Source organism: Streptomyces sp. NPDC023527 (assembly GCF_055560115.1).
Genome location: NZ_JBVHJJ010000005.1, coordinates 374,367 through 388,179 on the forward strand (window position 1 = coordinate 374,367; position 13,813 = coordinate 388,179).

A 13,813-nucleotide genomic window follows, 5' to 3' on the forward strand; every position below is an offset into this window, starting at 1 on the left:
GGTCAGAAGCGGACCGGCAGGCGGTGCGGGCCCCGGATGAGCAGGCCCTGACGCCAGGTCAGTGAGTCGGGGTGGGCGTCCAGGGCGAGGTCCGGGAAGCGCTCCAGCAGCGAGCGGACGGCGATCCGGGCCTCCAGGCGGGCCAGCGGCGCGCCCAGGCAGTAGTGGATGCCGTGACCGAAGGCGATGTGGCCGCGGGCGTCGCGGCGGATGTCGAAGCGGCCGGGGTCGTCGAAGCGGGCCGGGTCGCGGTCGGCGTCGGCGAGGACGGGCAGGACCAGTTCGCCGCCGCCCGGTATGAGGGTGCCGCCGATCTCCATGGGCTCGGTGGTGAAGCGGTACGTCGGGGTCTCCAGCGGCCCGTCGTAGCGCAGCATCTCCTCGACCGCGTTCTCCAGCAGGCCGAAGTCCGCGCGCAGGTCCGCCAGCTGGTCGGGGTGGCGCAGGAGCGCGAGGACGCCGTTGGAGATGAGGTTGACGGTCGTCTCGTGGCCGGCGACGAGCAGGATCCAGGCCATGCCGAGGAGTTCCTCGGGCGAGAGCCGGTCGCCGTCCGCGTCGGTGGCGCGGATCAGCGCGCTCAGCAGGTCGTCACCGGGCGTCTCGCGCTTGGCGGCGACCAGCTCGGCGAGATAGGCCCCGACCTCGCGGGCCGCGACGGCCTTCGCCGCCGGCGGGGCGGACCCGACGGCCGTGTTGGACCAGGCGCGGAAGGCCTCCCGGTCGAGGGAGGGCACGCCGAGCAGCTCGCAGATGACACCCATGGGCAGCGGGAAGGACAGCGCGTCGACGAGGTCGATGCGCCGGTCCGGGGCCGCGAGCATGGCGTCGAGCAGCTCGTCGGTCATCTGCTGCACGCGCGGCGCCATCTCCTCGACACGCCGCGGGGTGAACTCCTTGGCGACGAGCTTGCGCAGCCGCGTGTGGTGCGGCGGGTCGAGGATCAGCATGTGGGGGCCCGAGGCCACGGGCGTCAGCCCGATCGCTTCGGAGGCGCTCCGCCAGTCCTTCGACAACCGCGGGTCGTTGAGCGTGGCGCGTACCTCGTCGTACCCGACGACCAGCCATGCGAGTGCGCCCTCCGGCATGCGCACCCGGTGGACCGGTCCCCGCTCGCGGAGCTCCGCGTAGACCCGGTGCGGGTGTCTGGCGAACTCGTCCCCCGACGCTGCCAGATCCACTACCGCACTCGTGTCGGTCCCCATGGCTCCCCCTTGTTCTCCGAGATCATCCACGCAGGGAGTGGCCGAACTCAAGAGCGAAATCAGGACAGTCGTCCGGTTCTCGATGCCCTGTGGCCGGGCGCGCGGGGAACGGTCGGCTACGGATACGACACGACATGGGCCACCCCGCTCCTCGCGTCCGCGGGGCCACCGGTTCCGTTGATGACATGGCGGATCGTCCCCCTGCCGCCGAGGGAGACCGTGACCAGGCCGTGGAAGCGCACCCCGGGTCGGCGCGGGGCCTCGAAGGCGCGGGCGGCGACGATGCCGGGGTCGGCGTCGAAGGAGCAGTAACTGCCCATCCCCCACGCCTCGTGCCGGGTGACGCCGGAGGCGACCTTGTACGCGGGATAGCCCTGGGCGGCGCCGCTCCGCCAGGCGGCCTGGCCCGGCGGGTCGTAGGGCATCTCGTTCTGGAAGAAGTACGTGCGTCCGCCGTCGCCGTTCCAGAGGGTCTGGTGGCGCTGGTAGTGCTCGACGAACAGCCCGTACATCGTGACGCGGTCGCCGTTGACGACCAGCCCCTCGGCCGCGGTGTTGACGGTCCATCCGATGCCGTCGCCGTGGTCGGCGCGCCAGAGCCACAGGTTGTCGCCGATCACGTCGGAGCTGTTGACGACGAGGCTCCTGGCGGCCCGGCCGGTTCCGGCGCCGCCGATCCGGAAGAAGACGTCGTGGAGGGAGACGGGATCGGCCGAATGGCGCCGCCGCGCGCCCGGCGGGCCGATCTCCATCAGCGCCGGCGACCCGGCCGGCCCGGCGTCGACCAGCAGGCCCGCGATCCGCACCCCGTCGACGTCGGCGACGGACAGCGCGGTCCGGCCGGTGTCGGGGACGAGGGTGGCCAGGCCCAGGCCGAGGACGACCGTGCCGGGGCGGGTGACCCGCAGCGTGCGGTCGAGATGGTGGACGCCGGGTGTGAACAGCAGGTCCTTGCCGCGCGCGAGCGCCGCGTCGATGCGGGCCGCGCCCGTGCCGGGCCGGACGACGAAGAACCGGCCGAGCGGCCGTGAGGTGCCCGCCGGCCGGCCGCCGTGGCCCCAGGTGGTGCCCCGGCCGCCGGTGCGCAGGGCGGGGACGAAGACGCGGTACGCGCCCGCCCGGTCGACGTGGAGGAAGGGCTTCTCCCGCATGACGGGCGTGCGGTCGACGCGGGTGTACGGCGGGCGGGGGAAGGCGCCCGGGGGCGCGTTGCGCACCCCGACGAAGACCATGTTCCAGATGGCGCCGGTCCAGCCGCCGAACTCGCTGTCGCGCGAGAGCCACTGCTGCTGGGTGCCGGAGCGCACCGTCCCGTCGATCAGCGAGTCGGCGATGAGCCCGCCGCTGGACCAGCCGCCGTCGTCCAGCCGCAGATCGCCGCGCAGGTGCATGCGGCGGTACGGGGCGGCCTGCGAGACGGCCCAGCGGTCGGTGCCGGAGGCGGGGGTGACGGAGAGGTTCTCGGCCGCGCGCCAGAAGTTCTGGGTGGCGTTGCCGCCGAACCAGTCGGCCTCGGCGTGCACCGCTCCCCTGATCGTGACGTCGTCGGGCGACAGCCCCAGCCCCGCGACCTGGGTGTAGAAACCGGTGTCGACGTCCACGTCGTACGTGCCCGGCTTGAACAGCAGCGCCTGGCGGCCGGCGCCGAACTGCGCGCGCTCCTGCCGCCGGAAGACCGCGTCCACGGCGTCCTGGACCGTCTTCCTGGGCATCGACGGATCGAAGACGCGCACGTCCGGCCCCAGTTCGGGGGCACCGGACGGAGCCGGTGGCGCCCCGGGGGTCTGCGCGAGGGCGAGGCAGGCGACGGTGGCCGTCAGCAGGACGGCGGTCCGGGCACCGGTGGAGGTCACCCGGGCATTAAAGCGAATGTCCCGCCGTCACCCGGTGACGACGGGACACGCGCCGCGCGTCATCGCGCTCAGCAGGAGAAGTTCACCAGTTTGAAGCTCGCGTAGTGGTCGGCCGTGTAGTAGTCCTCGTGGGCCGTCTCACCGGTGATGACGCGGCGGGCGCCGCGGTCGGGCGAGCCGGGGGTCTTGACGGTGTACTCGTGGTAGTAGCCGGAGGCGTGCGGGGGCAGGACGCCCTCACGGTTGGAGAAGACCGTGCCGTCCTTGGGGTACGGGTACGGGCCGCCGGCGTCGATCAGCTTGATGGTGTCGTGGGCCTGCGAGGGCAGGGCCGAGTAACAGATGTCGCCGATGGCCTTCACGGACACGGTGTTCGTGGCGGCGGGGGCGGCCGGGCTCGCGGCCACGGCGGTGCCGCCGAACAGCAGGGCGGAGGCCAGAGCGGCGGTCAGGGCAGAGGTGCGCACAAAGCGTGGGGGGTTGGTCATGAGGCCAGCTTGACCCGGATAGGGGTTGTCATGTCAACGCCAATAGGGGGGTGTTTTCCGGGTGTTAACCGGTCAGGGGTGATCGTTAACCTACCCGGAGGGGATTTTGCCTCTGAGGCAAAACTTTTGCCTCTCGGGTATGACAGGGCTATACCGGAGCCATGAACCCGTCCACCACCCCGCCCCCGCCGGACGGCGGCCCCGGAGACGAACTGCCGGCCGTCGCCCCGCGCCTGCGCGACCTGCGCCGGCACAGCGGGCTGACCCTGGAGGCCGCCGCCGGGCGCGTCGGCCTCTCGCCCGCGCACCTGTCGCGGCTGGAGACCGGACGCCGGACGCCCTCGCTGCCGATGCTGCTGGCGCTGGCGCGTACGTACGGTACGACGGTATCCGACCTGCTGGGCGAGGTGCCTCCCGAGCGGGACCCGATCGTGCGGGGCGAGCGGATGGAGCCGCAGGAGGCCGGCGGCTGGACGTACTGGCGGGCCGGCGGCTCGGGGCGGGCGATGCAGGCGCTGCGGCTGCGCGTACCGCCGAGCGCGGGCGGCCAGGCGGAGTTGGTGCGGGTGCATCCGGGCGAGGAGTGGCTGTACGTCACCGCCGGCCGGCTGCGGCTGACGCTCGGCGAGGCCACGCACGTCCTGGAGCCGGGCGACGCCGCGCACTTCGACTCGCTCACCCCGCACCGCATCGCGGCCGCCTCGCCCGGCGGGGCGGACCTGCTGTTCCTGCACACACTGATGCAGAGCGGCGCCACCGAGCTGTGCCTCGGGGGCGCCGCGTCGACCCGGAGGGGAATGCCATGAGCGACACGATCCGGAGCGGAAGGCCGATGAACGAGGAGGACCGGGCCCCGATGGGGATGACCGTCCGGGTCATCATCTATCTCGTCGCGGTGCACTTCTTCGCGGGCTTCCTCTTCCTCCTGTTCTATCTCGCCGGGGCGAAGTGAGCGCGGGCCGCGATCTTCTGGGAGCCTGGAGGGGTTGTGGACCGCACCCGGCTGGAAGGTCGTGGCGATGGCGCGTACGGCTCAGGACGTCCTCGCGGACGCGGCACGGCGGACGGCCCCGGCCGGTGGATCGAACCGGCTCGTGGCGCTGATCGCGGCCGGCGAGGCTCCCCGCGAGGTGATCGGCGCGCTGGCGCTGGAGCAGCACCACATCATCGCGAGCGACCGCCGCAGCTTCCTTCACCTGGCCGAACGGGCCGCCCCGTCCCCCGCCGTCACCGGCTTCTTCCGCTCCCTCGCCCAGGGCGAGGGCCTGGCACTGGACCTCCTCGGCCCGCTGGCGGCGGCCTGCGGGCTGGACGAGCGGGCCGTCGGCGCCCACGAGCCGCGGCCCGGCTGCCAGGCGTATCCGGCGTACGTGGCGTGGCTGGCGCTCGGCGCCGAGCCGGCCGACGCGGTCGTCGCGCTCTCCGCCAACTTCGCGACCTGGTCCGGCTATTGCGCCACCGTCGGGCGGGCGCTGCGCGAGCACTACGGCCTCGACGACCGGGCGTGCGGGTTCTTCGACCTCTTCGCCGAGCCCGCGCCGGAGGCGGCGGCCCGCGCCCTGGCGGCGGTGACGGCCGGCCTGGAGTCCGGGCGGCTGTCCGAGCCCCTGGCCCACCGCTACGGACGCACGCTCCAGGCCTACGAGTCGATGTTCTGGGAGACACTGGCTGTACGATGAACGGATGGCGCATCACGGAGACGCGGACGTGACCTACCGACTCGCCCGGCCGGAGGAACTCCCCGGCATCGAGGGACTCGACAACTCCTTCACCACCGACTCCGTCATCGAGGTGCGCGCCACGGACGAGGGGTTCCACCTCCACGCCACGCCCGTCGACCCGCCGCTGCGCAAGGTGTACCCGGCGGAGGAGGACGAGGAGAACCCCGACGCGCGGGCGATCGTCGCGTACGCCGGTGACGGGCTGTGCGGCGCCCTGACCTACGCGTACGCCGCCTGGAACCGCCGCCTGCTGATCGCCGACCTCCGCGTGGCCCCCGGTCACCGCGGCCGGGGCGTCGGCACCGCCCTGATGCGCCGCGCCCTGGAGCGGGGGCGGGAACTGGGCGCGCGGGCCGCCTGGTTGGAGGTCACGAGCGTCAACGCCCCGGCGGTGCGCGCGTACCGCAGGATGGGCTTCACGGTGTGCGGCCTGGACACCTCCCTCTACACGGGCACGGCGTCCGAGGGCGAGACCGCCCTGTTCATGAGCCACCCGCTGTGAGCCGGCGGACGCCGTCCTCGGTCAGCGAGCCGTGGACGCGCAGCCGGGCGATGCCGCCGTCGGGGTAGATGTCGACGCGTACGTGCGTGGCGACGGGCCGGCCGTCCAGGACGAAGCGGTGGACGGTGTCGGGCTGGAGGCGGGTGCGGGGCAGGATCTCCCGCCAGCCGGTGGAGTGGTCGGCGGGGTCGGCGCCGGTGGTGGCGTCGAGGACGGACAGGGCGGCCCAGCCGGCCGCGTTGCCCTTGTAGCAGCCGGTGTCGATCTCGACGGCCCGCAGGTGGGCCTGGCCGGTGAGGCGGAAGCGGACCCAGTCGTGGCCCCGGTCGCGGCGGCGGCGGGTCTCCCAGCCGTCGTCCATCTTGCGGGAGCGGCCGGGGTGGATGGCGTGCGACGGCGGGGAGTAGAAGCGGTCGGAGGCGTCCTCGGCGTGGCCGCCGTGTTCCAGCGCGGCCAGGTCGAAGGTGCCCAGGGCCGCGAGCCAGGCCGGGTCGGGCGCGGCCTCGCCGTGGACGCGCAGCCGGGCGATGCCGCCGTCGGGGTACTGGCTCAGCCGCAGGTGGGTGAAGCGGCCGGGGTGGTCGACGGCGAAGGCGTTGGCGGCGTGGCCGCCGACGGGGGTGCGGGGCACCAGCGGCGTCCATGTCACGCCGTCGGCGAGGAGTTCCTCCGGGGAGGGCGCGCCGGGGAGGTACGTGCCCTCGACGGCGGCGGCCTGGGGGTGGTTGCCGCGGAAGTGCGCGGTGTCGACGACCACGCCGCGGACGACTCCGGGCACGCCGAGGCGGATCAGCGCCCAGTCGTGGTCGCCGTCGGCGGGGTGCGGGGTGCCGGGTCCGGCCCCGCGCCGGCGGCGGGTCTCCCAGCCGTCCATGACCTTGCCCTTGTGCCCGAAGTCCGCGGGGTCGAAGTGGGCGGCCTCGGGCTTGAGGAGGTTCTCGCGCTCGGCGAAGAACTCGTCGTTGGCGGCGACGACCCCGGCGCCCAGCCGCCGGTCGGCGAGGTCGGGCAGGTGGCCGAAGGGGAGGTCGGCGGAGCGGTAGTCGGCGTACGGGTCGCCACCGGTATAGGGGTTGGCGCCGCCGGTGAAGGAGGGTATGCCGCTCATGCGCTGCGCTGCCTTTCGATCAGGAGGCCGGCGGGGTCGGTGGTTTCGCCGTGGTCGGCGATCCTGCGGCCGCGCAGCCAGGTGGACCGTACGACGCCGTGCAGCGTCTTCCCGGCGTAGGCGGTGACGTGGTTGCGGTGGTGGAGCGCCGCCGGGTCGACGGTGAAGGTCTCGTCGGGGGCGAGGACCGCGAAGTCGGCGTCGCGGCCGGGTGCGATGGCGCCCTTGTGGGAGAGGCCGGCGAGGGCGGCCGGGGCGGCGGACATCCAGTGGGCCAGGTCCTGGAGGGTGTGGCCGCGGCGCCGGGCGGCGGTCCAGACGGCCGGGAGGCCGAGCTGGAGGGAGGAGATGCCGCCCCACGCGGTGCCGAAGTCGGGGACCTTGAGGCCGGTGGTGCAGGGCGAGTGGTCGGAGACGACGCAGTCGATGGTCCCGGCGGCCAGTCCGGCCCACAGCGCGTCCTGGTTGGCGGCCTCGCGGATGGGCGGGCAGCACTTGAACTCGGTGGCGCCGTCGGGGACTTCCTCGGCGGTGAGGGTCAGGAAGTGCGGGCAGGTCTCGGCGGACACGGGCACGCCCTCGGCCCTGGCGGCGGCGATCAGCGGCAGCGCGTCGGACGACGACAGGTGCAGGACGTGCACGCGGGTGCCGCGCCGCCGGGCGACGGAGATCAGCCCGGCGACGGCGTCGTTCTCCGCGGCGCGCGGCCGGGAGGCGAGGAAGTCGGTGTAGCGCGGGCCGCCCGGCTCCGGGGCGCGCTCCAGATGGGCCGGGTCCTCGGCGTGCACGATCAGCAGGCCGCCGAAGCCGGCGATCTCGGCGGCGACCGCCTCCAGGTCGGCCGGCCCGAGCGAGGGGAACTCCTCGACGCCCGAGGGCGAGAGGAAGGACTTGAAGCCGAGGACCCCCGCGTCGTGCAGGGGCCGCAGGTCCGTGAGGTTGCCGGGCAGCGCACCGCCCCAGAAGCCGACGTCGACGTGCACGGCGCCGCGCGCCACGTCCTGCTTGATCCGCAGATGCTCGACGGTGGTGGTGGGCGGGAGGCTGTTGAGGGGCATGTCGACGAGCGTGGTGATGCCACCGGCTGCGGCCGCGCGGGTGGCGGTGGTGAACCCCTCCCACTCGGCGCGGCCCGGGTCGTTGATGTGCACGTGGGTGTCGACGAGGCCGGGGAGCAGGACGTCGTCCCCGAAGTCCTCGACCACGGAGGCGGCCGGCGGCTCGGCCTCGTACGGCAGGACGGCCGTGACGCGGCCGTCGGTGACGGCGACGCGGGCGGCGCGGGTGCCCTCCGGGGTGACGACGCGCGTCGAGCGCACCAGGAGATCCACTGGTCGCACGGGCTCCACTGAGGGCACGCGCCCCTCCTCGGTCTCTCGGCGGTCCGTTGCCATGACGAGCGAGACTTTCAACGTTCTGTTGAACGGCGGTCCAGGCAGTCTTCAACCGCCTCCCGTACACGTCAAGACCCTGTGGACGATCGCGCCCCACACAGGGCCTTTCCGTACAACAGAAGAGACATTTCTCCTTACGGAAGGTGACCGCCAAGGGTCGTGGCGGCCCGGTAGGCTGCTGCCACCCCCGTCCCGGAAGGACCCAACGTGCCCTCGTCCGCCGAGCCCCGAACCGCCGCGCCCAGTGGAGGCGTGCAGTCCCTGGAGCGCGCCTTCGACCTCCTGGAGCGCATGGCCGACGCGGGCGGCGAGGTCGGCCTGAGCGAGCTCTCCACCAGCAGCGGGCTGCCGCTGCCCACCATCCACCGGCTGATGCGCACGCTGGTCGCCTGCGGATACGTACGCCAGCAGCCCAACCGCCGCTATGCGCTGGGCCCCCGGCTCATCCGGCTCGGCGAGAGCGCCTCCCGGCTGCTGGGCACCTGGGCGCGCCCGCACCTGGCTCGCCTGGTCGAGGAGACCGGCGAGACCGCGAACATGGCCCTGCTCGACGGCGACGAGGTCGTCTATGTGGCGCAGGTGCCCTCGCGGCACTCGGTGCGCATGTTCACCGAGGTCGGCCGGCGGGTCCTGCCCCACACCACCGGTGTCGGCAAGGCCCTGCTGGCGCGGAGCGCCGACGACGAGGTGCGCGCACTGCTGGCCCGTACGGGCATGCCCGCCGCGACCGAGAAGACGATCACCACGCCCGAGGGCTTCCTGGAGGCGCTGGCCCGGGTGCGCGAGACGGGCTACGCCGTGGACGACAACGAACAGGAGATCGGCGTCCGCTGCCTCGCGGTGCCGGTGCCCGACTCCCCCACGGCGGCGGCCATTTCCATCTCCGGACCGGCCGGCCGGGTCACGGACGCGGCCACCGAACGGATCGTCCCCCTGCTGCAACAGGTCGCGGCGGAGCTGTCGGTGACCCTGGCCAGCGCTTCCGCCTGACGGCGGACGAGCCGGGCGCCAGGGCGGGCCTCAGGCCCCTTCCCGGGGCCCCGGGACCCGTGGCACGCTCTCGTCCGCGGTCCCGCCGAAGCGGTCGACCGCCGCCCTGACCTCGCCGAGGGCCGGGCCCAGCGCGCTCACCGAGCCCACCGCGCCGGCCACCAGGAGGAGGGCGCGACGCAGCCTCGGCACCTCGGGCCGGCCCTCGCGCGCCATCGCGTCCAGCGCGGCCAGTTCGTCCTCGGCGGCGTCCCGGTCGGGTAACAGGGCGGGGTGGCCGGCGAGCGCCCGGCGCAGCCGGGACACCGCGTCGCACAGCTCACTGACTCTGGGATCCTCGCCGACGCGTCCCACACGCTCCTCTTCCACCACTCCGGCGCCCTCCGCCACGACACTCCCCCTCCCACGCGCTCGCGTCGATCAGTTAACGCACTTTCCGTACGACGCGCTATACGCACAGCGAAATTGAGTCCGTACTCCGCACGCACGGGTGATGCGGGCGCCGCCCGGCGGTCCGGCGGACGGATGCGGTATGCAGGGGCCATGACGCGCACCACGGGCACGACACAAGGCGACCCGGCCGCGCCGGAGAAGGTCGCCGGACTCCTGCTGGCAGCGGGCGGCGGCCGTCGGCTCGGCGGCCGGCCCAAAGCGCTGCTGGAGTACCGGGGTCGGCCGCTGATCGAGCACGCGGCCCGGATCCTGCGCGAGGGCGGCTGCGCACCGAGGTACGTAGTCCTCGGAGCGGCCTCGGCGGAGGTGCGGGCACGCGCCGGATTGCGTGGATGTGTCCTGCTGGACAACCCCGGCTGGACGGGCGGCATGGGGTCGTCCCTGCGGGCCGGACTCGCCGGACTGTCCTCGCGGGAGGCGCCGGGCGTCTCGGCGGTGCTGGTGACGCTCGTGGACCAGCCGGGCGTCGGCGCGCGGGCGGTGGCCCGGCTGCTGGCCGCGCACCGGGCGGGCGCGCGGCTGGCGGCGGCCTCCTACGACGGCGAGCGCGGCCATCCGGTGCTGTTCGCGCGCGAGCACTGGGAGGGCGTCGCCCGGTCGGCCACCGGCGACCGCGGGGCCCGCGCGTACCTGCGGGAGCGCGCGGACGCGGTCACGCTCGTGGAGTGCGCGGACATCGCGGACCCCGCCGACATCGACACCCCGGACGATCTCCCGCTGCTGGACTGACGGCCGACGGCGTGGCACTGAGCGCCGGGGACCGGTTTCCCGACGTCAGCCGCCCCCAACTCCCCATTGAACTTCCACTATGAGAAAACTATTCTCCACTGATCAGAAGCCGCGCGGCACCCCGTGCCGTCATCTCTGAGGGAGTGACAGCCCATGTCCGCACCAGTGCCGTCCCCACTGGCCGTCGTCGACGCCCCGCTCGTGGAGCGGCAGGCCGAGGTCCTCACCGCGGAGGCGCTCGCCTTCGTCGGCGAGCTGCACCGCCGCTTCACCCCCCGCCGCGACGAGCTGCTCGCCCGCCGTGCCGAGCGCCGCGCGGAGATCGCCCGTACGAGCACGCTGGACTTCCTGCCGGAGACCGCGCACCTCCGCGAGGACCCCGACTGGCGCGTCGCCCCCGCCCCGCCCACGCTGGAGGACCGGCGTGTGGAGATCACCGGTCCGACCGACCGGAAGATGACCGTCAACGCCCTCAACTCGGGCGCCCGCGTGTGGCTCGCCGACTTCGAGGACGCCTCCTCCCCCACCTGGGAGAACGTCGTCCTCGGCCAGCTGAACCTCCAGGACGCCTACGAGCGCCGCATCGACTTCACCGACGCCCGCGGCAAGGCGTACGCGCTCCGGCCCGCCGAGGAGCTCGCCACCGTCGTGGTCCGCCCGCGCGGCTGGCACCTGGACGAGCGCCACGTCACCGACGGCACCCGCGCCGTGCCCGGCGCCCTCGTCGACTTCGGCCTGTACTTCTTCCACAACGCCCAGCGGCTGATCGACCTCGGCAAGGGCCCGTACTTCTACCTGCCCAAGACCGAGTCGCACCTCGAAGCGCGCCTGTGGAACGAGGTGTTCGTCTTCGCGCAGGAGTACCTCTCCATCCCGCGCGGCACCGTCCGCGCGACCGTCCTCATCGAGACGATCACCGCCGCGTTCGAGATGGAGGAGATCCTCTACGAACTGCGCGAGCACGCCTCGGGGCTGAACGCCGGCCGCTGGGACTACCTCTTCTCCTTCATCAAGAACTTCCGCGACGCGGGCGAGCGGTTCGTCCTGCCGGACCGCAACGCCGTGACGATGACGGCGCCGTTCATGCGCGCGTACACCGAGCTGCTGGTGCGTACGTGCCACAAACGCGGCGCGCACGCCATCGGCGGGATGGCGGCGTTCATCCCCTCCCGCAAGGACCCGGACATCAACAAGGTGGCCTTCGAGAAGGTCAAGGCGGACAAGGACCGCGAGGCCCGCGACGGCTTCGACGGCTCCTGGGTCGCCCACCCCGACCTGGTCCCCGTCGCCCGCGCCTCCTTCGACGCCCTCCTCGGCGACCGCCCCCACCAGAAGCACCGCCTGCGCGAGGACGTCGAGGTGACTGCCGGTCAGCTCCTGGCGGTCGACTCCCTGGAGGCCCGCCCGACGTACGAGGGGCTGCGCAACGCGGTCGCGGTCGGCATCCGCTACATCGAGGCGTGGCTGCGGGGGCTGGGCGCGGTGGCCATCTTCAATCTGATGGAGGACGCGGCGACGGCGGAGATCTCCCGGTCGCAGATCTGGCAGTGGATCAACGCGGGGATCGTCCTCGACAACGGGGAGAAGGTGACGGCGGGACTCGTTCGAGGGGTCGCGGCGGAGGAACTCTCCTCGGTCCGAGCGGAGTTCGGGGAGGACGCCTTCACGGCGGGCCGCTGGCAGGAGGCGCACGACCTGCTGCTCAGGGTGGCTCTGGACGAGGACTACGCGGAGTTCCTGACGCTGCCGGCGTACGGGCTGCTGCGCGGCTAGGGGCGCGCCCCCGCCACCTCACGCCGTCGCCGCGCCCAGGGCGACGAACCCGCAGATGAGGACGGCCAGAATCACCAGCAACGGCCAGACGAAGCGCAGGTACTTGTCGTAGCCGACCTTCGCCAGCGCCACCCCGCCCATGATGACGGCGGTGGTCGGCACCCACAGGTTCATCAGTCCGCTCGCCGACTGCCACGCCGTGACCACCACCGCGCGCCCCACGTCCGCGAAGTCGGCCAGGGGGGCGAGGATCGGCATGGCGAGCGTCGCGTGGCCCGAGGTCGAGGGGATGAGGAAGGCCAGGGGGAGGTTCACCAGGAAGACCATGATGCCGAAGAACGCGCCCGGCGTACCGGAGACCGCGCCCTCGATGGAGTGCAGCACGGTGTCCGTGATCCGGGCGTTGTTCATGATCACGGTGACGCCGCGGGCCAGCACGATCGTCAGCGCGGGGCCCATGAAGTCGCCCGCGCCCCGGACGACGACCGCGCTCAGCCGCTGCTCGCCCAGTCGGGCGAGGGTGCCGATGAGGATCGCCGCGACGAGGAAGAGCGCGGCCAACTGGGGGAAGGACCAGCCCAGTTCCCAGCCGTACGGCTCCGCGTCCGCCTCGCCCGTGAGGGCGCCCGCCCAGGGGATCACCGAGAAGATCATGAAGGTGAAGACGAGGACGACCCCGGCGAGTACCGCCTTCTGGAGTCCGGTCAGCTCCGGTGGTTCCTCCGCCTCGGCCGCCAGTTCGCGGTCGCCGGGCAGGAAGCCGACCAGGGAACGGTCCGGCGCGGCGCGCACCTTGTGCGCGTACCGGACGACGTAGGCGATGGCGACGGCGGTGAGGACCGCCCACATCGCGAAGCGCAGCGCGATGCCGTCGCCCAGTGAGACGTCGGCGGCCGAGGAGGCGACACCCGTGGCGAAGGGGTTGACGGTCGAGCCGAGGACGCCGATTCCCGCGCCGAGGATGATGGTGCCGGTGGCGACCATGCGGTCGTAGCCGAGTGCCAGCATCAGGGGCACGATCAGCCCGTAGAAGCCCAGCGTCTCCTCGGCGAAGCCCTCGACGGTGCCCAGCAGGGAGAAGACGGTCATGACGCCGGCGATCAGCAGGGCGCCGCGGTCGCGCAGGCGGTGGGCGAGGCGTTCGATGCCGCGGTCCAGGGCGCCGGTGGCGAAGACGACGGTGATGAACGCGCCGATGGCGAGGACGAAGAGGAAGACCCCGGCGCTGCCGTAGAGCGCGCCGACCGCGTCCGGCGCGACCTCGCCGGTGTCCGCGTCGCGTACGCCGTAGAGGCCGTTGACGGGGGCGAGGAAGAGGTCGCCGAGGCGGTGGACGAAGCCTCCGGGGGCGGCCTCGCGGTGGTACGTGCCCTGGACCGGGTCGCCGGCGTCGTCGCGGCGGTAGGTGCCGGAGGGGATGACGAAGGTGAGGATCCAGACGGCGAGGGTCACGACCGCCAGGACGGTCAGCGCGCTGGGGAAGGTGAAGCGCTTCTTCTCGCCGGTGGGCGGCTCCCCCGTGGGCGGCTCCTCGCCCTCGGCCTGCTGGTCCACGACGGAACACCCCTCCGCACTGCTGGGCGGTCGATTTGCGCCG

At 73.3% G+C, this 13,813-nt stretch carries 14 protein-coding genes; 7 read left to right on the forward strand and 7 right to left on the reverse strand.

Annotated features, from left to right (window positions below):
- Positions 1 to 2: 2 nt before the first annotated feature.
- The 3 genes from ACZ303_RS12755 to ACZ303_RS12765 form a co-directional block, all read right to left on the reverse strand.
- On the reverse strand, positions 3 to 1,205 hold the full coding sequence (locus ACZ303_RS12755; RefSeq protein WP_467338045.1) for a cytochrome P450 family protein: 1,203 nt from the start codon (positions 1,203 to 1,205) through the stop codon (positions 3 to 5).
- Between the two features lie 116 nt (positions 1,206 to 1,321).
- Positions 1,322 to 3,058 (reverse strand): coagulation factor 5/8 type domain-containing protein, encoded by a 1,737-nt coding sequence (locus ACZ303_RS12760; protein ID WP_467338047.1) that lies wholly within the window; start codon positions 3,056 to 3,058, stop codon positions 1,322 to 1,324.
- Positions 3,059 to 3,126: 68 nt separating this feature from the next.
- Complete coding sequence (locus tag ACZ303_RS12765) at positions 3,127 to 3,546, reverse strand: guanyl-specific ribonuclease (RefSeq protein ID WP_467338049.1); 420 nt, start codon at positions 3,544 to 3,546, stop codon at positions 3,127 to 3,129.
- Between the two features lie 161 nt (positions 3,547 to 3,707).
- On the opposite strand from ACZ303_RS12765, the gene ACZ303_RS12770 reads away from it, so the two are divergent.
- From ACZ303_RS12770 to ACZ303_RS12785, 4 genes are read left to right on the forward strand one after another with little or no spacing between them, the layout of a single operon-like run.
- Entirely contained in the window at positions 3,708 to 4,352 is a 645-nt protein-coding gene (locus ACZ303_RS12770) for a helix-turn-helix domain-containing protein (RefSeq protein WP_467338051.1), read from the forward strand.
- Entirely contained in the window at positions 4,349 to 4,498 is a 150-nt protein-coding gene (locus ACZ303_RS12775) for a DUF6126 family protein (RefSeq protein ID WP_467338053.1), read from the forward strand. The genes ACZ303_RS12770 and ACZ303_RS12775 overlap by 4 nt, the downstream gene beginning before the upstream one ends.
- A gap of 34 nt (positions 4,499 to 4,532) precedes the next feature.
- Positions 4,533 to 5,225, forward strand: a complete 693-nt coding sequence (locus tag ACZ303_RS12780; RefSeq protein WP_467338055.1) for a thiaminase II/PqqC family protein — start codon at positions 4,533 to 4,535, stop codon at positions 5,223 to 5,225.
- A 4-nt stretch (positions 5,226 to 5,229) separates the two neighbouring features.
- Positions 5,230 to 5,769: a GNAT family N-acetyltransferase gene (locus ACZ303_RS12785; RefSeq protein WP_467338057.1), complete on the forward strand. Its 540-nt coding sequence runs from the start codon at positions 5,230 to 5,232 to the stop codon at positions 5,767 to 5,769.
- Here ACZ303_RS12785 and alc read toward each other — a convergent pair.
- Together alc and allB are read right to left on the reverse strand one after the other, a co-directional pair.
- Positions 5,750 to 6,877, reverse strand: a complete 1,128-nt coding sequence (gene alc, locus ACZ303_RS12790) for an allantoicase (protein ID WP_467338059.1) — start codon at positions 6,875 to 6,877, stop codon at positions 5,750 to 5,752. The genes ACZ303_RS12785 and alc overlap by 20 nt on opposite strands.
- Positions 6,874 to 8,226 (reverse strand): allantoinase AllB, encoded by a 1,353-nt coding sequence (gene allB / locus ACZ303_RS12795; RefSeq protein ID WP_467338218.1) that lies wholly within the window; start codon positions 8,224 to 8,226, stop codon positions 6,874 to 6,876. The genes alc and allB overlap by 4 nt, the downstream gene beginning before the upstream one ends.
- 252 nt (positions 8,227 to 8,478) lie before the next feature.
- On the opposite strand from allB, the gene ACZ303_RS12800 reads away from it, so the two are divergent.
- Positions 8,479 to 9,261 (forward strand): IclR family transcriptional regulator, encoded by a 783-nt coding sequence (locus tag ACZ303_RS12800; protein ID WP_467338061.1) that lies wholly within the window; start codon positions 8,479 to 8,481, stop codon positions 9,259 to 9,261.
- Between the two features lie 30 nt (positions 9,262 to 9,291).
- Here ACZ303_RS12800 and ACZ303_RS12805 read toward each other — a convergent pair whose 3' ends face one another.
- Positions 9,292 to 9,651 carry a DUF5955 family protein gene (locus ACZ303_RS12805; protein ID WP_467338063.1) on the reverse strand — a complete coding sequence of 120 codons (360 nt, stop codon included), beginning with the start codon at positions 9,649 to 9,651 and terminating at the stop codon, positions 9,292 to 9,294.
- A gap of 153 nt (positions 9,652 to 9,804) precedes the next feature.
- On the opposite strand from ACZ303_RS12805, the gene ACZ303_RS12810 reads away from it, so the two are divergent.
- Positions 9,805 to 10,443, forward strand: coding sequence for a nucleotidyltransferase family protein (locus ACZ303_RS12810; RefSeq protein ID WP_467338065.1), 639 nt, complete (start codon positions 9,805 to 9,807; stop codon positions 10,441 to 10,443).
- A 153-nt stretch (positions 10,444 to 10,596) separates the two neighbouring features.
- Positions 10,597 to 12,216: a malate synthase A gene (gene aceB, locus ACZ303_RS12815; protein ID WP_467338067.1), complete on the forward strand. Its 1,620-nt coding sequence runs from the start codon at positions 10,597 to 10,599 to the stop codon at positions 12,214 to 12,216.
- An 18-nt stretch (positions 12,217 to 12,234) separates the two neighbouring features.
- Here the strand turns inward: aceB and ACZ303_RS12820 are convergent, their stop codons facing one another.
- Positions 12,235 to 13,770, reverse strand: a complete 1,536-nt coding sequence (locus tag ACZ303_RS12820; RefSeq protein ID WP_467338069.1) for a YfcC family protein — start codon at positions 13,768 to 13,770, stop codon at positions 12,235 to 12,237.
- Between the last annotated feature and the right edge of the window lie 43 nt (positions 13,771 to 13,813).

Coding starts and splice junctions, on each gene's coding strand:
- alc (WP_467338059.1), bottom strand. CDS start 6,877: ATGAGCGGCATACCCTCCTTCACCGGCGGCGCCAACCCCTATACCGGT.
- aceB (WP_467338067.1), top strand. CDS start 10,597: ATGTCCGCACCAGTGCCGTCCCCACTGGCCGTCGTCGACGCCCCGCTC.
- ACZ303_RS12755 (WP_467338045.1), bottom strand. CDS start 1,205: ATGGGGACCGACACGAGTGCGGTAGTGGATCTGGCAGCGTCGGGGGAC.
- ACZ303_RS12785 (WP_467338057.1), top strand. CDS start 5,230: ATGGCGCATCACGGAGACGCGGACGTGACCTACCGACTCGCCCGGCCG.
- ACZ303_RS12810 (WP_467338065.1), top strand. CDS start 9,805: ATGACGCGCACCACGGGCACGACACAAGGCGACCCGGCCGCGCCGGAG.
- ACZ303_RS12765 (WP_467338049.1), bottom strand. CDS start 3,546: ATGACCAACCCCCCACGCTTTGTGCGCACCTCTGCCCTGACCGCCGCT.
- ACZ303_RS12775 (WP_467338053.1), top strand. CDS start 4,349: ATGAGCGACACGATCCGGAGCGGAAGGCCGATGAACGAGGAGGACCGG.
- ACZ303_RS12770 (WP_467338051.1), top strand. CDS start 3,708: ATGAACCCGTCCACCACCCCGCCCCCGCCGGACGGCGGCCCCGGAGAC.